The organism is Streptomyces sannanensis, assembly GCF_039536205.1.
Lineage (GTDB): Bacteria > Actinomycetota > Actinomycetes > Streptomycetales > Streptomycetaceae > Streptomyces > Streptomyces sannanensis.
Genome location: NZ_BAAAYL010000001.1, coordinates 3,141,462 through 3,161,128, shown reverse-complemented (window position 1 = coordinate 3,161,128; position 19,667 = coordinate 3,141,462). Strand labels below are relative to the sequence as shown.

General features: G+C 69.9%; 20 protein-coding genes, 1 tRNA gene and 1 pseudogene. 13 read left to right on the top strand and 9 right to left on the bottom strand.

Annotated elements, in window-relative coordinates:
* Nucleotides 1-9 precede the first annotated feature (9 nt).
* Nucleotides 10-480 carry an ArsI/CadI family heavy metal resistance metalloenzyme gene (locus ABD858_RS14845; RefSeq protein WP_345037519.1) on the top strand — a complete coding sequence of 157 codons (471 nt, stop codon included), beginning with the start codon at nt 10-12 and terminating at the stop codon, nt 478-480.
* Between the two features lie 64 nt (nt 481-544).
* Here ABD858_RS14845 and ABD858_RS14840 read toward each other — a convergent pair whose 3' ends face one another.
* A complete protein-coding gene (locus ABD858_RS14840; protein ID WP_345037516.1) occupies nt 545-1,138 on the bottom strand; it encodes a hypothetical protein in 594 nt (197 codons plus the stop codon).
* A gap of 145 nt (nt 1,139-1,283) precedes the next feature.
* On the opposite strand from ABD858_RS14840, the gene ABD858_RS14835 reads away from it, so the two are divergent.
* Nucleotides 1,284-1,472, top strand: a complete 189-nt coding sequence (locus ABD858_RS14835; RefSeq protein WP_345037514.1) for a hypothetical protein — start codon at nt 1,284-1,286, stop codon at nt 1,470-1,472.
* A gap of 210 nt (nt 1,473-1,682) precedes the next feature.
* Nucleotides 1,683-2,157: pseudogene (locus ABD858_RS14830) on the top strand (GNAT family N-acetyltransferase).
* Between the two features lie 110 nt (nt 2,158-2,267).
* Here ABD858_RS14830 and ABD858_RS14825 read toward each other — a convergent pair.
* Nucleotides 2,268-2,417, bottom strand: a complete 150-nt coding sequence (locus ABD858_RS14825; protein WP_345037511.1) for a hypothetical protein — start codon at nt 2,415-2,417, stop codon at nt 2,268-2,270.
* A gap of 273 nt (nt 2,418-2,690) precedes the next feature.
* Nucleotides 2,691-3,368 carry a phosphate signaling complex protein PhoU gene (gene phoU, locus ABD858_RS14820; RefSeq protein ID WP_345037509.1) on the bottom strand — a complete coding sequence of 226 codons (678 nt, stop codon included), beginning with the start codon at nt 3,366-3,368 and terminating at the stop codon, nt 2,691-2,693.
* A gap of 190 nt (nt 3,369-3,558) precedes the next feature.
* Here phoU and phoR point away from each other — a divergent pair, with 190 nt between their 5' ends.
* Together phoR and phoP are read left to right on the top strand one after the other, a co-directional pair.
* Nucleotides 3,559-4,827: a two-component system sensor histidine kinase PhoR gene (gene phoR, locus ABD858_RS14815; protein WP_345037507.1), complete on the top strand. Its 1,269-nt coding sequence runs from the start codon at nt 3,559-3,561 to the stop codon at nt 4,825-4,827.
* A 5-nt stretch (nt 4,828-4,832) separates the two neighbouring features.
* Nucleotides 4,833-5,504 carry a two-component system response regulator PhoP gene (gene phoP, locus ABD858_RS14810; RefSeq protein WP_486389250.1) on the top strand — a complete coding sequence of 224 codons (672 nt, stop codon included), beginning with the start codon at nt 4,833-4,835 and terminating at the stop codon, nt 5,502-5,504.
* Nucleotides 5,505-5,777: 273 nt separating this feature from the next.
* Here the strand turns inward: phoP and ABD858_RS14805 are convergent, their stop codons facing one another.
* Nucleotides 5,778-6,413, bottom strand: coding sequence for a DUF461 domain-containing protein (locus tag ABD858_RS14805; RefSeq protein WP_345037503.1), 636 nt, complete (start codon nt 6,411-6,413; stop codon nt 5,778-5,780).
* Between the two features lie 599 nt (nt 6,414-7,012).
* Here ABD858_RS14805 and ABD858_RS14800 point away from each other — a divergent pair.
* From ABD858_RS14800 to ABD858_RS14775, 6 genes are all read left to right on the top strand, one after another.
* Complete coding sequence (locus ABD858_RS14800; protein ID WP_003953493.1) at nt 7,013-7,495, top strand: CarD family transcriptional regulator; 483 nt, start codon at nt 7,013-7,015, stop codon at nt 7,493-7,495.
* A 284-nt stretch (nt 7,496-7,779) separates the two neighbouring features.
* Nucleotides 7,780-8,529 (top strand): 2-C-methyl-D-erythritol 4-phosphate cytidylyltransferase, encoded by a 750-nt coding sequence (ispD, locus tag ABD858_RS14795; protein WP_345037499.1) that lies wholly within the window; start codon nt 7,780-7,782, stop codon nt 8,527-8,529.
* Entirely contained in the window at nt 8,519-9,031 is a 513-nt protein-coding gene (gene ispF / locus ABD858_RS14790; protein WP_345037497.1) for a 2-C-methyl-D-erythritol 2,4-cyclodiphosphate synthase, read from the top strand. The genes ispD and ispF overlap by 11 nt, the downstream gene beginning before the upstream one ends.
* Nucleotides 9,032-9,121: 90 nt before the next feature.
* Complete coding sequence (gene cysS / locus ABD858_RS14785; RefSeq protein ID WP_345037495.1) at nt 9,122-10,522, top strand: cysteine--tRNA ligase; 1,401 nt, start codon at nt 9,122-9,124, stop codon at nt 10,520-10,522.
* A 56-nt stretch (nt 10,523-10,578) separates the two neighbouring features.
* Nucleotides 10,579-11,529, top strand: coding sequence for a 23S rRNA (guanosine(2251)-2'-O)-methyltransferase RlmB (gene rlmB / locus ABD858_RS14780; RefSeq protein WP_345037493.1), 951 nt, complete (start codon nt 10,579-10,581; stop codon nt 11,527-11,529).
* 519 nt (nt 11,530-12,048) lie between these two features.
* Nucleotides 12,049-13,554, top strand: coding sequence for a DoxX family membrane protein (locus tag ABD858_RS14775; RefSeq protein ID WP_345037491.1), 1,506 nt, complete (start codon nt 12,049-12,051; stop codon nt 13,552-13,554).
* Nucleotides 13,555-13,611: 57 nt separating this feature from the next.
* Here the strand turns inward: ABD858_RS14775 and ABD858_RS14770 are convergent, their stop codons facing one another.
* The 3 genes from ABD858_RS14770 to ABD858_RS14760 all read right to left on the bottom strand — a co-directional run bounded on the left by ABD858_RS14770 (nt 13,612) and on the right by ABD858_RS14760 (nt 16,069).
* Complete coding sequence (locus tag ABD858_RS14770) at nt 13,612-14,328, bottom strand: nucleotidyltransferase family protein (protein WP_345037489.1); 717 nt, start codon at nt 14,326-14,328, stop codon at nt 13,612-13,614.
* 46 nt (nt 14,329-14,374) lie between these two features.
* Nucleotides 14,375-14,785 carry a hypothetical protein gene (locus ABD858_RS14765; RefSeq protein WP_345037487.1) on the bottom strand — a complete coding sequence of 137 codons (411 nt, stop codon included), beginning with the start codon at nt 14,783-14,785 and terminating at the stop codon, nt 14,375-14,377.
* Nucleotides 14,786-14,971: 186 nt separating this feature from the next.
* The gene (locus ABD858_RS14760; protein WP_345037484.1) at nt 14,972-16,069 is read right to left on the bottom strand and encodes an ABC transporter ATP-binding protein; all 1,098 of its coding nucleotides are present in this window, start codon (nt 16,067-16,069) and stop codon (nt 14,972-14,974) included.
* A 395-nt stretch (nt 16,070-16,464) separates the two neighbouring features.
* Here ABD858_RS14760 and ABD858_RS14755 point away from each other — a divergent pair, with 395 nt between their 5' ends.
* On the top strand, nt 16,465-17,859 hold the full coding sequence (locus ABD858_RS14755) for an NAD(P)/FAD-dependent oxidoreductase (RefSeq protein ID WP_345037482.1): 1,395 nt from the start codon (nt 16,465-16,467) through the stop codon (nt 17,857-17,859).
* An 80-nt stretch (nt 17,860-17,939) separates the two neighbouring features.
* A complete protein-coding gene (locus ABD858_RS14750) occupies nt 17,940-18,449 on the top strand; it encodes a hypothetical protein (protein WP_345037480.1) in 510 nt (169 codons plus the stop codon).
* A 315-nt stretch (nt 18,450-18,764) separates the two neighbouring features.
* Here the strand turns inward: ABD858_RS14750 and ABD858_RS14745 are convergent.
* Nucleotides 18,765-18,838 (bottom strand) — tRNA-Thr (locus tag ABD858_RS14745).
* Between the two features lie 176 nt (nt 18,839-19,014).
* A complete protein-coding gene (locus ABD858_RS14740; RefSeq protein WP_345037478.1) occupies nt 19,015-19,560 on the bottom strand; it encodes a L,D-transpeptidase in 546 nt (181 codons plus the stop codon).
* Nucleotides 19,561-19,667 lie beyond the last annotated feature (107 nt).

Here is a 19,667-nt window from a genome sequence, read left to right as displayed (position 1 = left end):
AGCCCTGTCATGTCCCGCGCTCAGCTCGCCCTGCGCGTCAGCGACCTCGAAGCGTCGATCACCTTCTACTCGAAGCTGTTCGGCACCGAACCCGCCAAGCGGCGCGAGGGATACGCCAACTTCGCCATCACCGAGCCCCCGCTCAAGCTCGTCCTGATCGAGGGCGGGCCCGGCGAGGCGACCCGGCTCGACCACCTTGGCGTCGAGGTCGAATCCACCGACCAGGTCAGCGCCGCCACCACCCGGCTCAAGGACGTCGGCCTCGCCACCTTCGAGGAGAACGACACCTCCTGCTGCTACACCCTCCAGGACAAGGTGTGGGTGCACGGCCCCGGCAAGGAACCATGGGAGGTCTACGTGGTCAAGGCCGACGCCGACACCCTCGGCAAGAGCGCCGACCCCGCCGCGATAGGCGACGGCTGCTGCACCAGCCAGGCCGCCGAGGAGATTCCCGGCAAGACCCAGGGCAAGAAGAAGTAAGCCCGCACGACTGAGCCCCCTGCCCGCGGTTGCTTCGCCGGCAGGGGGCTTGGTCCACAGCGTCTCAGGACGACGAAACAGCAGCAGGCGTGGCAGTGGGCGCACCCGGGTCCACCGGGTTGATCGCCCGGACGAAGGCCATGTCGGTCGCCCCGTCCAGGTAGCACTGTCCGTTGTCGAACTTGCTCAGTACCTCCTCGTCGAAGGCGTCGCTGTGCACCCACCGCGCACCTGCCGGCAGGAAATCGGACAACCCCTTCTCGAACCAGGAAAGGTAGACGACACCCGTATCAGCCGCGACGAAGCCCCCGTTCGCTGTCAACGCGGCTACCCTGCCCGGCTGCAGCCGAAGGACGGCCGTGATGACGAAGTCAGGTGAGGGCAGGGAGCGCCCATCGGCCTCGCCGTCACGACTCGTCGCCCAGTGCGCCTCCACCAGCGGGCCCAGGGCGGGGAAGTATTTCTCCACGGCTTCCTTGTCGGTGCGGCTCTCCCGGCGGCTCTCGTCGGCTGCTGCCCACAAGCCCGCGCCGCCGAGCACTGCACCTGCTCCCAGCGCAAACACAATCCGCCGCTTCACTCGGACATCCCCCTCCAGGCCCTGCCGGCTGCCCCGGCCGACCAGGGGACGAACTCCCTGCTGCTGCTCCCGGCGCACGCCGTGGGCTTGCTTGTGCCTGGGAGCCTCGCTGTACTGACCGTGAGCCATGTCGGCCTCGACGCGGGTGAGTCAATGATCAACGAACCGCTTTCTGACGATCGGGGAAGCACTTGGACAGGTGCAGCGTGCATCGGAGCGCACCGTGAGCAGACGGCGATACGTGGCCAAGGGTGTGCCGGGCGGCTACCGCATCTGGGACAACAGGGGGCGTCGCTGGTGGGGCGACCTGTATGAGCTCTGCCCTGATGATCTGATCACCGAGCTGAACGGCGGTGCCGACTACGGGAAGATCACCGCTCTTCTCAAGCGGTACAGAGTTCAAAAGCGGTGAGAAGCTGAGATCGCCTGTTGGGTCTGCGGCAGGTGCCTCTTGCGGAGCCCCAAGGCGGTGTGTCCTGGGGCTCCACACAAGAGGCGACACTGATCAGTTGAGTCGGGTGCCATGACGAGCCTCGTGGCTGATCCTCACTTTGACGGAGCCCGGGCCGGACGAGGGCGATATTCGGTGGGCCGAGGGCTCGCGCATGCATACGGTGCGTGGATGACCATACGCATCGAGAAGATCACGCCCGCCAACGTGGAGGCCGCGCTCGCGCTGCGGGTACGGCCGGACCAGGAGAGGAATGTCGCGGCGGTCGCGCGCTCGCTCGCCGAGGCGTACGCATGGGGCGATACCGCCTGGCCGCGGCTGATCTTCGACGGGGGAGGACCTCGTCGGATTCCTGATGGCCTTCCTGGACATCCGGTGGAACCCGGAGAAGGACCCGGAGGACCGGCGCAGCGGTCTGTGGCGGCTGAACATAGACGCGGAGCGGCAGGGACGCGGGTACGGGCGGTTCGCGGTGGAGACGGTGGCCGATGAGCTGCGCCGGCGCGGCAAGCAGCAGCTGTACACGAGCTGGGAGCCGGGGGAGGACGGTCCCGGGGAGTTCTATCTGAAGCTCGGCTTCCGGCCGACCGGTGAGACCAGCGGCGGACAGACCGTCGGCGTGCTCGATCTCGGCCGGGACGGCTGACCGGCATACGCCGTGGCAGGGCCCCGTCCGGCAATCGGTTCCGGACGGGGCCCTCACGTGTGCACGGCACTCACGCCGGCCGCAGCAGCTTCGGCGCGGGTGCGCTGCCGCTAGCCGCAGCAGCCGCCGCACTGGCACGGTGCGCCGGACTGACAGCCGCAGCCGCAGCCCGAGCCGCAGCCGCAGGCGCCGAGGACGGGCAGCCGGGTCACTTCGACGGGAGTTTCCTGCTGAGGGTCGACGATGGGGGAATCGGCCATGGGGGCCTCCTCATGGGCAGACGGACCTCTGCCCATTGCATGCCCGGTTCAGCGGGCGCGTCAACGGCGCATCGGCTCACGATTCGTCGGGATTCACCGGAGTCGGGAGCTCGTCCGCGTGCTCGCCGGTCACCAGGACGCGCTTGGCCACCGGGACCGCGCGGGGGCCTCTTGACGCGCCCCTTGCGCTGTGAGGCGCCGGGGGCGCCTCACAGGCGTCGGGGTGCTGCGCCGGTCTCCGTCCGACGAGCCGGGTGCGGCTCGGCGCGCGCCTTATGCCTCGTCGGGGTTCACCGGAGCCTGGAGCTCGTCCGCGTGCTCGCCGGTCACCAGGTAGACGACGCGCTTCGCCACGGAGACCGCGTGGTCGGCGAAACGCTCGTAGTAGCGGCCCAGCAGCGTCACGTCGACGGCCGTCTCGATGCCGTGCTTCCAGCGGTCGTCGATCAGGTGCTGGAACAGCGTGCGGTGCAGCAGGTCCATCTCGTCGTCGTCGGTCTCCAGCTGGAGCGCCAGGTCGACGTCCTTGGTGATGATGACCTCGGCGGCCTTGGCCATCAGGCGCTGTGCCAGCTGGCCCATCTCCAGGATGGTGGCGTGCAGATCGCGGGGCACCGCGGAGTTCGGGAAGCGGAGGCGGGCCAGCTTGGCCACGTGCTGGGCGAGGTCGCCGGAGCGCTCCAGGTCGGCGCTCATCCGCAGCGAGGTGACCACGATCCGCAGATCGGTGGCGACCGGCTGCTGGCGGGCCAGCAGGGCTATCGCCCGGGCCTCGAGGTCGTGCTGCAGATCGTCGACCTTCTGGTCGGCGGCGATCACGGTCTCGGCGAGCTTCAGATCCGCGTCGAGCATGGCCGTGGTGGCGCGCCCGATCGCCGACCCGACGAGCCGGGCCATCTCGACCAGGCCTTCGCCTATGGAGTCCAGTTCCTCGTGGTACGCGTCACGCATCGGTAGTCCCTCTCTGTAACTGCCGGGGCATCTCGGATCCCCCACGCTCCCACGTTCCGGGGCGTACGCGTCGGATTCCGCTTTCCCAAATGAACCGCCCCCGTCACCTCGGTGAACTCTGGGCGACGACTGTTCGCGGAGCAGCGTCCATTGGTGGGGGAGTGTCCGAGGCCATGCATAACCTGGATGCATGGACGTGAACGCGGCCGTTGCCGCAGCAGCAGCGATCTCCGGGGTGTGCACCGGGGTGATCGCGATGCTGGCGTTCCGCTGGAGCGAGCGCGAACAGGCGCGCCCCACGCGCACCTCGCTGCACACCGACGCCGTGCTTCCGCCCGGCGTCGACACCGTGCTGTCGGTGCTGCGCTCCTCGGCCGTGGTTCTCGACGAGAGCGACAGTGTGGTCAAGGCCAGCTCCGCGGCGTACGCCCTGGGCCTGGTCCGCGGCGGGAAGCTGGCCGTCGAGCCGATGCTGCACATGGCCCGCGACACCCGTCGCGACGGTGAGATACGCCAGGTCGAGCTGGACCTGCCGCGGCGCGGTACGGGCCGGGGCGAGGCACTCGCGGTCTCCGCCCGGGTCGCCCCGCTCGGCTCCCGGCTGGTGCTGCTGCTGGTCGAGGACCTCACCGAGGCCCGCCGCATCGAAGCGGTCCGGCGCGACTTCGTAGCGAACGTCAGTCATGAACTGAAGACCCCGGTCGGTGCGCTCTCCCTGCTCTCGGAGGCCGTCATGGACGCCTCCGACGACCCCGAGGCGGTCGAACGCTTCGCGGGCCGGATGCAGATCGAGGCGACCCGGCTGACCAGCCTGGTCCAGGAGCTCATCGACCTCTCCCGGGTCCAGAACGACGACCAGATGGAGGACGCCGAGCCGGTCCGCGTCGACGAACTCGTCGCCGAGGCCATCGACCGCTGCCGGCACACCGCGACCTCCAAACAGATCACCATGGCCGTCGGGGGCACCGCCGCCCTGTATGTCTGGGGCAACCGTGGCCAGCTCGCCGCCGCCCTCGGCAACCTCGTCGAGAACGCCGTCAACTACAGCCCGGCCCGTACCCGCGTCGGCATCGCCGGCCGCCGCGTCGCCGCCCCCGGCGGGGACCTGATCGAGATCGCCGTGACCGACCAGGGCATAGGCATCCCCGAGAAGGACCGCGAGCGGATCTTCGAACGCTTCTACCGCGTCGACCCCGCCCGCTCCCGCGCCACCGGCGGAACCGGCCTCGGCCTCGCCATCGTCAAGCATGTGGCCGCCTCGCACGGCGGGGAGGTCACGGTGTGGAGCTCCGAAGGCCAGGGCTCCACCTTCACCCTGCGGCTGCCCGAGTCCGCCGAAAAGCGGGACCGCAGGACCACGCCCGCGGACGGACCCGTCGATCACCTCGACGGTGACGACGACCGTTCCTACGAGACCTTCACAGACACGCCGATCCCTGCCCCGGAGGTCCTTCCGTGACCCGAGTGCTTGTCGTCGAGGATGAGGAATCCTTCAGCGACGCCCTTTCCTACATGCTTCGCAAGGAGGGCTTCGAGGTCGCGATCGCGGCCACCGGACCCGACGGACTGGACGAGTTCGAGCGCAACGGCGCCGACCTCGTACTGCTCGACCTGATGCTGCCGGGCCTGCCCGGCACGGAGGTCTGCCGGCAGCTGCGCAGCCGCTCCAACGTTCCCGTGATCATGGTGACTGCCAAGGACAGCGAGATCGACAAGGTGGTCGGCCTGGAGATAGGCGCCGACGACTACGTCACCAAGCCGTTCTCGTCACGCGAGCTGGTCGCGCGCATCCGCGCGGTGCTGCGGCGCCGAGGTGAGCCGGAGGAGATCACCCCGGCCGCCCTGGAGGCCGGCCCGGTCCGCATGGACGTGGACCGCCACGTCGTCACGGTGGCGGGCGCGAAGGTGGACCTCCCGCTGAAGGAGTTCGACCTGCTGGAGATGCTGCTCCGCAACGCGGGCCGGGTGCTGACCCGTATGCAGCTGATCGACCGGGTGTGGGGCGCGGACTACGTCGGCGACACCAAGACCCTCGACGTCCACGTCAAGCGCCTCCGGGCGAAGATCGAGCCCGACCCGGGCGCGCCGCGGCATCTGGTGACGGTGCGCGGTCTGGGTTACAAGTTCGAGCCGTAGGCCGGCATCGGCCCGCGCCGGCGGCCGGAGGCCGCCGCAGCGCTCCGAAGCCCGGGAGGCCCGCCGGGGCCGAGCGGTGCGAGGGGCGCGTGCGGGGTGGGGTTCGAGACCCGGGCGCGTCGCGGCATCTGGTGACGGTGCGCGGTCTGGGCTGCACGTTCGAGCTGTAGGCCCGTCAACGGCCCCTGGGGAGCCGTGAAGGAGGGGCGTACGCCCGTCACGTACACAGCGGGAAGGCCCGCCAGGAGATCCTGGCGGGCCTTCCCGCTTCTGTCAGTGGTCCTCGTCCAGCGATACGTCGTCGGACGCCTCGGAGCCCGCGCCCTCGACCGGCGGGGTCGCCGTGGTCGCCGGGGTGGCCGTGGCCGTCGGCGTGGCGGTGGTGGCGCCCGCTTGCGGGGTCGGGCCGAAGCTCGTGAAGTAGCTGGTCGCCGGGACGACGAACGCGTTGAGCGCGACCTCGCCGGTCTTGCTGAAGGTGAAGGCGACCTTCTGCACGCTGCCGTTCGCGCCGGCCGCACTGCCGTTCTCGATCACGGCGGAGGCGTTGCCCTCGCCGCCGAGGACGACGGAGCCTCCGGCCGGCACGGTGATCGCGCCGGAGCCGCCGGCCGCGGTGAGCTTCACCGAGGCGCTGGTGCCGGGCAGCGTGATCGTGTCCAGGGTCTGCTGCGCGGTGCCGTTGTTGAAGAGGGTCGCGGAGACGACGGCGGGGCCCGCGGCCCCGGGCTCCGGCTGTGTGATGAGCGTCGCGTTCTGGACCTGGATGTCGCCGACCTTGACGGCGGCGTTGTCCGGCTTGACGCCGAGGGTCTGGGCGTCGTTGCCCGCGGCACAGGCGGAGAGCGTGACGAGCGAGAACGCGAGGACAGTGGCGGCGAGGGCGCCGCGTCGAAGGCTGCGGCTCACGGCGGCGGCAACTCCTTGGACGTAAGAACGGACTAAGGGTGTGTCAGCGGCCTTAGGTTACCGATCCGCCCCGGACGCCCCGCACCCGACCCGCCCCAGTACGCGGCGAGGCCGGCCGGGGGGGCGTCCGCGGGCTGTGCACATCGCGTCGGCACGGCTCACTGATGGCCGGTTTCGTACGTCGTTCACATATCCAGGGTGATCCATTTTCCGTACGGTCACGCATTACTTACCGAATACCCGCCGATACCTCTCCGTGATCGAATTCCAGGAGTCGCTCCGGCGCGTCTGGCGGAAAATGGACGATGGATCCGTACGGGTGACCGGGGCCCGAACGGAGTACTCGAAGTTCACTGCTTGGAACCAGGCAAATCGGGACGTTCGTCCTCTGTAGGAGGGTGTCCGGCGCCTGTAACGTGTGCGTTTCAGGACCCCCATAGAGCCGCTCCGACCTGCGAATACCCCCTTCCGGAAGACCTCCGCAGCACGTTCGTGTTGCTGTTGTCAAGCCCCGAGATATGCCCTGACCTGCGGAAACGCCATTCAGGAGAAGCCGTTCTCGTGTTACCCTGGATAGCCACGGAAGGGGTACCTGTCACATGACGTTCAAGGTTGGCGACACCGTGGTCTATCCCCATCACGGGGCCGCGCTGATCGAGGCCATCGAAACTCGCCAGATCAAAGGCGTGGACAAGACCTACTTGGTGCTCAAGGTCGCTCAGGGCGACCTGACGGTTCGTGTGCCCGCGGACAATGCCGAGTTCGTCGGCGTACGCGACGTAGTCGGTCAGGACGGACTGGACCGGGTCTTCGAGGTGCTGCGCGCGCCGTACGCCGAGGAGCCGACGAACTGGTCCCGTCGCTACAAGGCAAATCTGGAGAAGCTCGCCTCCGGGGATGTCATCAAGGTCGCCGAAGTAGTGCGCGACCTGTGGCGCCGCGAGCGTGAGCGTGGTCTTTCCGCAGGTGAGAAGCGCATGCTCGCCAAGGCTCGGCAGATCCTGGTGAGCGAGCTCGCCCTCGCGGAGAACACGAACGAGGACAAGGCCGAGGCGCTGCTCGACGAAGTCCTCGCGTCCTGAGTGTCCTGACGCAACAGCACCAGGAGCACCAACCGTGCCGCGGTGCCCAGTGGTGCGCAATGCTGCGCGCTGCCGGGCACTGCGGCATGTCCAGCTTCTGCACTCGAATGCACGGCGCGACCAACGCCTGACCGGTTGTCACGGAAGGGGTCCGGTCAAGGAGCCGCGCCCAGCACCCCCCAGCCTTCGGCCGGGGGTTCCCCCAGGCCATACCCAAAACGGCCGAGCGCACAAACCTGCCGCATGAATTCGGGGGCGACCCCGAGCCTCCGGAGTGCACATCGATGTCTGATGAAACGAGACTTGCCCGTACCGCCGCGGTGATCCCGGCGGCAGGCCGCGGAGTACGGCTCGGCCCCGGCGCCCCCAAGGCGCTCCGCATGCTGGGCGGCACGCCCATGCTGATCCACGCCGTACGGGCCATGGCCGCTTCCCGTGCCGTCTCGCTCGTGGTCGTGGTGGCGCCGCCGGACGGTGTCGCCGAGGTCAAGGGCCTCCTCGGCGAGTACCCGCTGCCCGAGCGCGCGGAGGTACTGGTCGTCGCGGGCGGCGCCACCCGCCAGGAGTCGGTGCGGCTCGGCCTGGAGGCGCTCCCGGAGACGGTCTCCACCGTGCTGGTGCACGACGCCGCCCGCCCGCTGGTGCCCGTCGACACCGTCGACGCGGTCATCGAGGCGGTACGGGACGGCGCGCCGGCCGTGGTGCCCGCGCTGCCGCTCGCGGACACCGTCAAGGAGGTCGAGCCCGCGGACGCCGACGGCGGCCCCGAACCGGTCCTCGGCACGCCCGAGCGTGCCCGCCTGCGGGCCGTGCAGACCCCGCAGGGCTTCGACCGCGACACGCTGATGCGCGCCCATGAAACCGTCGCTGTCGACGGCGAGGGCGCCACGGACGACGCCGGCATGGTCGAGAAGCTCGGCGCGCCGGTCGTGGTCGTACCGGGCCACGAGGAAGCCTTCAAGGTCACCCGCCCCCTCGACCTGCTGCTGGCCGAGGCGGTCCTGGCGCGCAGGAGGGCCAACGATGCCTACTGACGTCCCCACGACAGGGGGTACCCCCTTCGTGATCCCGCTCGTCGGCATCGGCACCGACACGCACGCCTTCGAGAAGGGCCGCGAGCTGTGGTGCGCCGGCCTGCTGTGGGAGGACGAGGAGTACGGCCTCGCCGGCCACTCCGACGCCGACGTGGTCGCGCACGCCGCCTGCAATGCGCTCTTCTCCGCTGCCGGTCTCGGCGACCTCGGCGCCCACTTCGGCACCGGCCGGCCCGAGTGGGCCGGCGCCTCGGGAGTGAGCCTGCTGACCGAGGCGGCCCGTATCGTCCGCGAGGCGGGCTTCGAGATCGGCAATGTCGCCGTCCAGGTCGTCGGCCTGCGGCCGAAGATCGGCAAGCGGCGCGAGGAGGCCCAGAAGCTCCTCTCCGACACGATCGGCGCCCCGGTCTCGCTGTCCGGCGCCACCACCGACGGCCTCGGATTCCCCGGCCGCGCGGAGGGCCTCACGGGCATCGCCACCGCACTGGTCTACCGGGCCTGACGGCCGGGTCGACGCACGCGTGTGAAGAATCGATGCCCCGTGTCCCCAAGAGGGCACGGGGCACTGGTACACGCCCACTACTCTGGAGTGGTGACTATTCGCCTGTACGACACCAGCGCCCGGCAGATCCGCGACTTCATCCCGCTCAAGCAGGGCTGTGTCTCGATCTACCTGTGCGGCGCGACCGTGCAGGCCGCCCCTCACATCGGGCACGTCCGCTCCAACCTGAACTTCGACATCATGCGCCGCTGGTTCGCCTACCGCGGCTACGACGTGATGTTCGTGCGCAACGTCACCGACATCGACGACAAGATCATTGCCAAGTCCGCGGAGCAGGGACGCCCCTGGTGGTCCATCGGCTACGACAACGAGCGCGCCTTCAACGAGGGTTACGACGCGCTCGGCTGCCTGCCGCCCACCTACGAACCCCGCGCCACCGGCCACGTCACCGAGATGGTCGAGATGATGCGCGGCCTCATCGAGCGCGGCCACGCCTACGAAGCCGACGGCAATGTCTACTTCGACGTACGGTCCTTCCCCGGCTACCTGGAACTGTCCAACCAGGACCTGGACAACCTGCTGCAGCCCTCCGGCGAGGGCGAGACCGGCAAGCGCGACCCGCGTGACTTCGCCATGTGGAAGGCCGCCAAGCCCGGCGAACCCAGCTGGGAGACCCCCTGGGGCCGCGGCCGGCCCGGCTGGCACCTCGAGTGCTCCGCCATGGCCCACAAGTACCTCGGCTCCGCCTTCGACATCCACGGCGGCGGCATCGACCTGATCTTCCCGCACCACGAGAACGAGATCGCCCAGGCCAAGGCCTACGGCGACGACTTCGCCACGTACTGGGTGCACAACGCCTGGGTCACCATGAGCGGCGAGAAGATGTCCAAGTCGCTCGGCAACTCCGTGCTCGTCTCGGAGATGACCAAGCGCTGGCGGCCCATCGTGCTGCGCTACTACCTGGGCACCCCGCACTACCGCTCGATGATCGAGTACAGCGAGGAAGCCCTGCGCGAGGCCGAGTCCGCCTTCGCGCGCATCGAGGGCTTCGTGCAGCGTGTCGTCGAGAAGGCCGGGGGCGTCGTGGACCCCGCCCTCGAAGTGCCGACCGCCTTCGCCGAGGCCATGGACGACGACCTGGGCGTCCCGCAGGCCCTCGCGATCGTCCACACCACCGTCCGCCAGGGCAACAGCGCGCTCGCCGCCGACGACAAGGAAGCGGCCGTCGCCCGCCTCGCCGAGGTACGGGCCATGCTGGGCGTGCTCGGCCTCGACCCGCTCGATCCCGACTGGGCCGGCGAGAGCGACCGCAGCGAGGACCTCCACGGTGTCGTCGACACCCTCGTACGGCTCGTACTGGAGCAGCGCGAGTCCGCCCGTGTCCGCAAGGACTGGGGCGCCGCCGACGCCATCCGCGACCAGCTGCAGCAGTCCGGCCTGGTCATCGAGGACAGTCCGTCCGGACCGCGCTGGACCCTCGGTCCGCGCTGACACCCGGCACACTTACTTACGTACGCAGTTCCGAGGATTGGGTTAGGTAGTACGTCATGGCCGGGAACAGCCAGCGCAGGAACCGCCGCACCAGCAACAAGAAGGGCGCGACGGTCGGCAGCGGTGGCAAGCGGCGCCGCGCCCTCGAGGGCAAGGGCCCGACGCCGCCCGCTTCCGCGCGCAAGGGCCATGTGAAGAACCGCATCGCCAACGCGAAGGCCAAGCAGACCCAGCGCCGTCCCGTCGCTCGCCGCGGCGGCAAGGGCACCTCCGAGCTGGTCGTCGGCCGCAACCCCGTCGTCGAGGCGCTGCGCGAGGGCGTGCCCGCCACGACGCTGTACGTCCAGCAGTTCATCGAGAACGACGAGCGGGTGCGCGAGGCGCTCCAGCTCGCCGCGGAGCGCGGCGGCATCAACCTCATGGAGGCGCCGCGCGCCGAGCTCGACCGCATGACGAACGGGCTCAACCACCAGGGCCTCGTCCTGCAGGTCCCGCCCTACGAGTACGCCCACCCCGAGGACCTCGCGGCCGCGGCCTTCGACGAGGGCGAGGACCCGCTGATCGTCGCCCTCGACGGCGTCACCGACCCGCGCAACCTCGGCGCCGTCGTCCGCTCCGTTTCCGCGTTCGGCGGCCACGGTGTCGTCGTGCCCGAGCGGCGTGCCGCCGGTATGACCGCGGGCGCCTGGAAGACGTCCGCGGGCACCGCCGCCCGTACGCCGGTGGCGCGGGCCACCAACCTGACCCGTGCCCTGGAGGCCTACCAGAAGGCCGGCATCACCGTCGTCGGCCTCGCCGCGGACGGCGAGGTCGAGGTCGGCGAGTTGGAGGCCCTGGAGGGGCCGGTCGTCATCGTCGTCGGCAGCGAGGGCAAGGGCCTCTCGCGGCTGGTCGGCGAGACCTGTGACTTCCGCGTGCGGATCCCGATGCCGGGTGGCGCGGAATCGCTGAACGCGGGTGTCGCGGCGGGTGTCGTGCTGTACGAGGCGGCGCGCAGGCGGGTCTGAGCCCCTGCCGGCTGCCGGGCGCGGCTCCGGGGTGCTGCCGGTCCGGGCTGCTGTCGGTTGTCGGGGTGCGGCTGCCGTTGCCGGGTGCGCTGGGGGTTGCTGCCGGTTGTCGGGTGCGGCTGCCGTTCCCGGGTGCGCCGGGGGTTGCTGGGGTTGCTGCCGGTTGTCGGGTGCGGCCCGGAGGCGGCCCGGGGGGCGGTTGTCGGTTCGGGGTTGCTGCCGGTCGCCTGGACTCTGCTCCGCTCGCAGGGCGGGTTCATCCCGGCGGGGATCGCGCTGGCGGGGGGTGGCAGTGACGGCGCCGGTGATGCTGTTCCACCCGACGACGACCGATGCGCTTGGGCTCCGCCCGGGGGCGCGTGACGCGTAGTCGCCGTTTACACACCGGTCGAGTGTGCGGAGGGCGGCAACCCCGGGCGCGGACAGCCTCCTGCGCACGCTGCGTGCGCCGATCTTGACGGGTCTTCGTCAGAATCCGTGGCGTCAAGGCAGTGTCCTAAGCACGCGTCACTCGGTTAGATGAGTGTGGACACCAGAACGCCCCGGTTCGACGACCAACCCGCCCTGAGCATGGTCAAGGTGCCCTGCGACCCCGCGCAGGTCATCGTCAACCACGCCAGCTTCCGGGTGCGGCTCGGGCCGAGCCAGCGCCCGCGTGCGGCCGAGAAGGCCTGGAGCCCCGCCATGGGCGGCGTGAGGGCGCGCCGTCGGGCGCCCGTCGTGTGGAGCGGGCGGTCCGCGCCGGGCGACCCCGGGGCCATCGGGCTGCTGCAGGCCGTACGGGACGTGGCCGGGCGGTTCGACGGCGCCAGCACGCAGGTCATCCCGCGTGTCGACGTCGAGGACACCGTGCCCACGCCCCTCGTCGGACGCCAGCGCGGGCCGGTCACCCAGTTGCTGCCTCGGGTACGTCCCGCCGAGAGCGCGTACGACGAGGACGCGTACGCAAAGCACGAGGAGCATACGACGGCCGGGCCCGCCCGGCGCCACGGCGGCGACGCGGTACGCCACGCCTACTACCCCGGCCGCCGGATGAACCTCGGCGTGGTGCTGCTGCCGCTCCGGGTCTTCCTCGGCTTCATTTCCGTCTATGCCGGCATGGGCAAGCTCTGCGACCCCGTCTACTTCGACGGCGGCGAACGCGGCTCCATGGTCAAGTGGCTGCACCAGCTCCACCCTTGGGCGCTCGCCGAACCGCTGCGCGACTTCGCGCTGACCCATCCGGTGGGATCGGGCCTCACTGTTGCGTTTCTGCAGGTCGTCGTCGGCGTACTCACCGTGCTGGGGCTCTGGCAGCGGGTCGCGGCGAGCGTCGGTGCGCTGCTTTCCGCAGCGCTGATCATGACGGTCAGCTGGAGGACCGTTCCCGCCTACGACGCCCCCGACATCATCTACCTCGCCGCCTGGAGCCCGCTGATCATCGCGGGCGCGCCCGTGTACTCGGTCGACGGCAGGCTTGCCGGCGAGGCGTGGCGCACCCTCGGCCCGCGCTCCGAACTGTGGGAACTGCGCCGCCGTGTACTGCGCCGCGGCGCAGTCGCCGCGTCCGTCGTGGTCGGTCTCACCCTGCTCATCGGCTCGGTGCTGGGCGGCGCGGTGCGCTCCTCCGAGGTGGTCACCGTGCCGCCCGAGGACGACCCCACCAACTATCTGCCCGGTATGACGCTCCCGCAGGAAACGGACTCCGGCAGCCCGTCTCCCCGGGAGGCCTCCCGGCAGCCCGAGCCGTCGCCCAGCGGCTCCGAGAGCGCCGCGGACGAGCAGGAGGACCCCACACCCGAGCAGCCCGCCCCCGAGCCCGTCACGCCCGAGGAGAAGGCGCCCACCGCCGCGCAGGGCACCGGCGGGACGTCCCCGCGGCAGGACACCCCGGCCCCGCCGCCGTCGAGCGGCGCCGGCCCGACGTCCTCGGGCGGCACCAGCGGCGGCGGCTCGGGCGGAGGCACGGAAGACGGCGCGGGAGGCTCGTCGTCGGGCGGCACCTCGGGCGGCCCGCAGAATCCCATCGGGGGCCTGCTGGGCTGAACACGAGTGAGGGGCGGTCACCGGGTATCCGGTGACCGCCCCTCACTCGTGTGTGTCTCAACCCGCCCGGGACGCAAGCTCCTTCGCCGCCTCCATGAGGTCCTTGGCGGTGTCGATGGCCCGCCAGTACGCGCCGTGCGGCAGCGGATACCCCGCCAGTCGGCGCTCCCGCGCCAGCCGCGGGAAGGTCGTGCGCTCATGGTCGCCGCGGTCGGGCAGCAGCCCGGTGAACTCCGAAGAGAACACATAGACACCGGCGTTGATCAGATACGGCGAGGGCGGCGCTTCGATGAAGTCGAGAACATGCCCGAACTCGTCGGTCTCGACGGCGCCCCAGGGAATCCGGGGCCGGGCCAGTGCGAGTGTCGCCACCGCGTCGCGTTCGGCGTGGAACTCCGCCATCTCGCGCAGCGAGAAACGCGTCCAGATGTCCCCGTTGGTGGCGTACCACGGCTGATCGGGGTGAGGCAGGTGCGTGGCGGCGTATTTCAGACCGCCGCCACGGCCCAACGGCTCCTTCTCCACCACGGTGGTGACCCGCAGCGGCAGCTCCGCCGCCGCCAGCCACTCCTCCAGCACATCGGCGAGATGGCCGCACGACACGACGGCGTCGGTGACGCCCTCCTCGGCCAGCCAGGCAAGCTGATGGCCGATGATCGGGGTCCCGGTTCCCGGGATCTCGACCATCGGCTTGGGGCGGTCGTCGGTGTACGGGCGCAGTCGCGACCCCTGGCCACCTGCCAGGATCACGGCCTGCGTGGGGAAAGCAGTCATGCAGAGCACGATATGCGGCCCGGCCGCAGGGCCCGGCCGGGGGCGTTCAGCTCTCCTGTGCCACACCCAGGGCGAAGGACGTGTCGCACACCGGCCGCGAGAACGACTGGGCCCTCGTCGGGCCGTACGCCTGAACCGCCGCACGGCCCAGCGCGCGGGCGATCGACATGCAGTGCCTGGCCAGCGACGGCCGCGCCTCCACTTCCCGCTGGAGGTGCGTCAGCGCGGTGCCGGGGTCCTTCTCCTGCAGTTCGGCGAGCAGGTGATCGCGCAGAACGTCCTGCGGGGCACGGGACTTGGCGGGTACGGACACGTTCTCGGACGAGGCGGTCAGAATCTGCGAATCGCTGCTCCCCGCCCAGGAGACGCGGGTGACCGCGAGCGTCCCGGACAGGACCAGGACAACGGGCAGGACGAGCGCGAGAGTACGGCCGATACGGCGGGCTGTGTGCATCACGCAAGGGAGCGTAGCGGGGAGTGATGATTTGGCGACATTTCGTCACCCTGTCGAGGGATGGTTCTATGCTCCCGTTCGAATGGGGTGTTGACGCACAGAGATCGAAATGCCCGGCCTGTCGGGGTATTTGTCGACATCGTACGGGGCCGGAGCGAGCCGAGGCCCCGTACGGCTGCCACACCTCGCTCAGTCGCTGAGGCGCTCGCCCGTCGACGTCGAGAAGACGTGGATCTCACCGGAGCGCGGCACGACATGCAACTCCGCGCCCTTCTCCGGCACCTCACGCCCGCCCACGCGAACCACCAGGTCCTTCTGCGCGCCACCGACCTCGGCGGTCCCGTACACATAACCGTCCGCGCCGAGCTCCTCGACGACATTGACGGTCACGGCCAGACCCTGGTCGCTCTCGGCGCCCGCGACATCGAAGTGCTCCGGACGGACGCCGACCGTGACCGTACGGTCGCCGTTGGCCGAGGCGGCGGACAGCGCCTCACGCGACACCGGCACCACGCTGTTGCCGAACTTCACACCACCGTCGGTGATCGGCACCTCGATCAGGTTCATGGCCGGAGAGCCGATGAAGCCGGCCACGAAGAGGTTCACCGGCCGGTCGTACATGTTGCGCGGCGAGTCCACCTGCTGCAGCACACCGTCCTTGAGAACCGCCACCCGGTCGCCCATCGTCATGGCCTCGACCTGGTCGTGCGTCACATACACGGTGGTGATGCCGAGACGGCGCTGGAGTGACGCGATCTGCGTACGCGTCGACACGCGCAGCTTGGCGTCCAGGTTCGACAACGGCTCGTCCATCAGGAACACCTGCGGCTCACGCACGATGGCACGGCCCATCGCGACACGCTGCCGCTGACCGCCCGAGAGCGCCTTCGGCTTGCGGTCGAGGTACTCGGTGAGATCCAGGATCTTCGCCGCCTCCTCGACCTTCGCGCGGATCTCCGCCTTGCCGACCCCGGCGATCTTGAGCGCGAAGCCCATGTTGTCGGCGACCGTCATATGCGGGTACAGCGCATAGTTCTGGAACACCATGGCGATGTCCCGGTCCTTCGGCGGCAGATGGGTGACATCGCGGTCACCGATGCGGATCGAACCGCCATTGACGTCCTCCAGCCCCGCGAGCATCCGCAGAGAGGTGGACTTGCCGCAGCCGGACGGACCGACCAGGACGAGGAACTCGCCGTCCTGGATCTCGATGTCGAGCGCGTCGACGGCGGGCTTGGACGCCCCCGGATATATCCGGGTCGCCTTGTCGAACGTAACAGTGGCCATGGTGATGGGCCCCCTTCACCGGCAGGAACGTGCCGGACGATCCGAGTAAAGAAGGATGGGTCTAGTCCACCGGAGCGGACCTCCGGTGACGCTACCCGGCCACGCCCGGTCTGTCAGCAGGCGAGAGCGAGCGATTACCCGGACGCGCCCGGCTCCGCCGGCTCGTCGTCCGTGAGCCGGCAGACCGTCCGCTCGTCCTGCGGACGGGCGCCCAGGGCTTGTGGAAGCCGATCGACGGGGTGTTCCAGTTGACGGACCACTCCGGACGCCGCCACATGGATCCCCGCCGGCCCCGTCAAACACAAGCTCCACGGACGGACTGCACAGCCTCACCACACTTCAATCGACACCCTGAACCTGGACGGGGCCGTCCCGTGCGGTGTACCAACACCCCCATGAGCAGCACGATCAACGGCGGAATCTCCTTCTGGTACGCGCAGAACGGCATCCCGGACCCCCGGGAACCACTGCCCGGCGACACGAGCGCCGACGTCTGCATCGTCGGAGGCGGCTACACCGGCCTGTGGACCGCGTACTACCTCAAGAAGGCCGCACCCTTCCTCAACATCACCGTCCTCGAAGCCCGCTTCTGCGGCTACGGCGCCTCCGGCCGCAACGGCGGCTGGCTCTACAACGGCATCGCCGGCCGCGACCGCTACGCCCGCCTCCACGGCCGCGACTCCGCCGTACGCCTCCAGCAAGCCATGAACGACACCGTCACCGAGGTCGTCCGCGCCGCCGCCGAGGAGGACATCGACGCCGACATCCACCAGGGTGGCGTCCTCGAAGTCGCCTACACCCCCGCCCAGCTGGCCCGCCTCAAGGCCTTCCACGAAACGGAACTCTCCTACGGCGAAACCGACCGGTTGCTGCTCGGCGCCCGCGAAACCGCCGGCCGCATCCGCGTCGCCGGAGCCGTCGGCTCCTCCTGGACCCCCCACGGAGCCCGCATCCACCCCGTCAAACTCGTCAAGGGCCTCGCCGACACCGTTGCGGCACTCGGCGTCACCATCCACGAATCGACCCCCGTCACCGAGATCCGCCCCAAGCACGCCGTCACCCCCTACGGCACGGTCCGCGCCCCGTACATCCTCCGCTGCACCGAAGGCTTCACCGCCGGCCTCAAGGGCCAGAAGCGCTCCTGGCTCCCCATGAACTCCTCGATGATCGCCACCGAGCCGCTCCCCAAGGAGATCTGGGACAGCATCGGCTGGGACGGCCGCGAAACCCTCGGCGACATGGCACACGCCTACATGTACGCCCAGCGCACCGCCGACGACCGCATCGCCCTCGGCGGCCGAGGCATCCCCTACCGCTACGGCTCCCGCACCGACAACGACGGCCGCACGCAGGCCGCCACCATCGAAGCCCTCCGCGACATCCTGGTCCGCTTCTTCCCCACCACGGCCGGCATACGGATCGACCACGCCTGGTCCGGCGTCCTCGGCGTCCCCCGCGACTGGTGTGCCACCGTCACCCTCGACCGCTCCACCGGCCTCGGCTGGGCCGGCGGCTACGTGGGCTCCGGTGTCGCCACCGCCAACCTCGCCGCCCGCACCCTCCGCGACCTGGTCCAGCAGGACTCCGGCCAGCACGGCCCCACCGAACTGACCACGCTCCCATGGGTCAACCACAAGGTCCGCAAGTGGGAACCGGAACCCTTCCGCTGGATCGGCGTCCACACTCTGTACGCCGCCTACCGCGGCGCCGACCGCCGCGAGCTCACGGCCCGCACGACGGACACGGACCGCGTCGCGACCCTCGCGGACAAGATCTCAGGCCGGCACTGACGCCGCCGCCACGCCCCCGTCACGCCCAGGCGGCCACAATGGTCCCGGTTCGCCTGGGTTCGACCACGGGAGGCAGAACGATGAACCGCAAGCGTTGTCTCGCACTCCTCGCTCCACCGCTCGCCGCATCGCTCGCGCTGGCACCGGGCGTCGGCGCCCACGGACCGGCCCGGAAAGGGACCGCCACCACCTCGGCCCCTGCCGCGGTCCCCACCGCACGGTGCTCGGTGGTGGAAGGCAGGGCGGAGGGCGAACCCCCCTTCATCCTGGTGGGGTCGGGATTCGCCCCGGTACAGGCGCTGACCGTCAGGGAGAAGTCGGGGCAGCCCACATACACACTCACCACGTCGCCTCAGGGGACCTTCCGGGTTTCGGACGTGGAATCCGGCGACTACACGGCCACCGCTGCGGATGGAAAGACCACACGCTGTACCGAGCGGTCCAGGTCAGGCAAGGCTCAGACCGGCAAGACCGGCAAGACCGGCAAGACCGGCAAGACCGGCCGGACACCGGCCGTCCTGTCCGTGACCGCGCGGGCCGACCCGGCCACCGGACCGGGCACTGCATGGTCGCGTCAAAACCTGACATGATCCTCACCGGCCGGATCACCGTCGAGGGCGCGGGAAGGTGACCTACCGCTGGGTTCTCGACAGCGGGGACACTAGGGCGACTCTTGAGTTCGGCTGGCCGGGAAGCAAGAGCGTGGCGCACTACAGTTTCTCTGTCGTCACCAGGACCGACCTGATCGGCTCGGGGAAGCTCGAGATCCTCAGCGGCCCCTCGACCGGCAAGACGTCCGCCCCGGCGAACTTCAAGATCACCGGCAAGCAGCGGCCGCGGCCCCGCACCGGCCGCCGACGCCGAAGGCCCCCAGCCGTGATGGGCTGGGGGCCTTCCCTGCGAAGAGCCTCCTGTCGGAATCGAACCGACGACCTCGAGATTACAAGTCACGCGCTCTAGCCAACTGAGCTAAGGAGGCACCGCGCGCTTCGAAGCCGCACGCGGGGGTTCCCCCACTGTACACAGCGGCCGATTCCCAGGCCACGAGTTCGTGACCTTCCGGGCGTCCGTTCGTCGAGAGGACGGACGTGCTGTTCCGGTGATCGGCTCGGAGGGAGGGGTGACGCGGCAAACTTCCCGGGGACGCTCACCGTGTCAGGGCGTCACCACGACGGGTGTTCCCACCGGGGCGAATTCCCAGATGCGTCTTCCGTTCTCGACCGTCTCGCGTATTCCGCCGCCCGATCGCTTCCCCGCGTCGGCGGGCGAAGGGCCCGGTTCCTGTGCGCCGAAGGCGATCCACGAGTCCACGGATTTCGTGAAGTACTGCACGTAAGTGATGGGCACTCCGTCTCCGCCCGTGGCGGACTCCACGCGATGGAGGATCTTGTACGTCCCGGGCGGAGGGATGACGGCGCCGTGGACCACGGGAAAATCGGTCGTCACGGTTTCGTCGGCGGCGACGAGCCAGACCCGGTCTGCCGATATCGAATAGACGACTCTCTTGCCGTCTCCGGAGTCTTTCGGCAGGGCGGGAGCAGCGGGGGGTTTCGGCTTCGGTGTTGTCGTCGGGGCTGTCGCGGCGGGGCGCTCCTGGGCGAAGGACTCGGGTGCGGAGCTTTTCGCTTCGACAGCGAGGAATGTGACGGCTCCCAAAGCCGCCAGAGTTATTCCGCCTGTCCACAGCATGGTCCTGCCCACTGCGAATCTCCCCAGTCGCGCCTTGTGTCGGCGCCCAAACTACCGGGCCGTGGGTCTGCCGGGCTGGGTCGGGGTGCGGTCTTGGCGGGGCTGTGTGACGGTTGCGG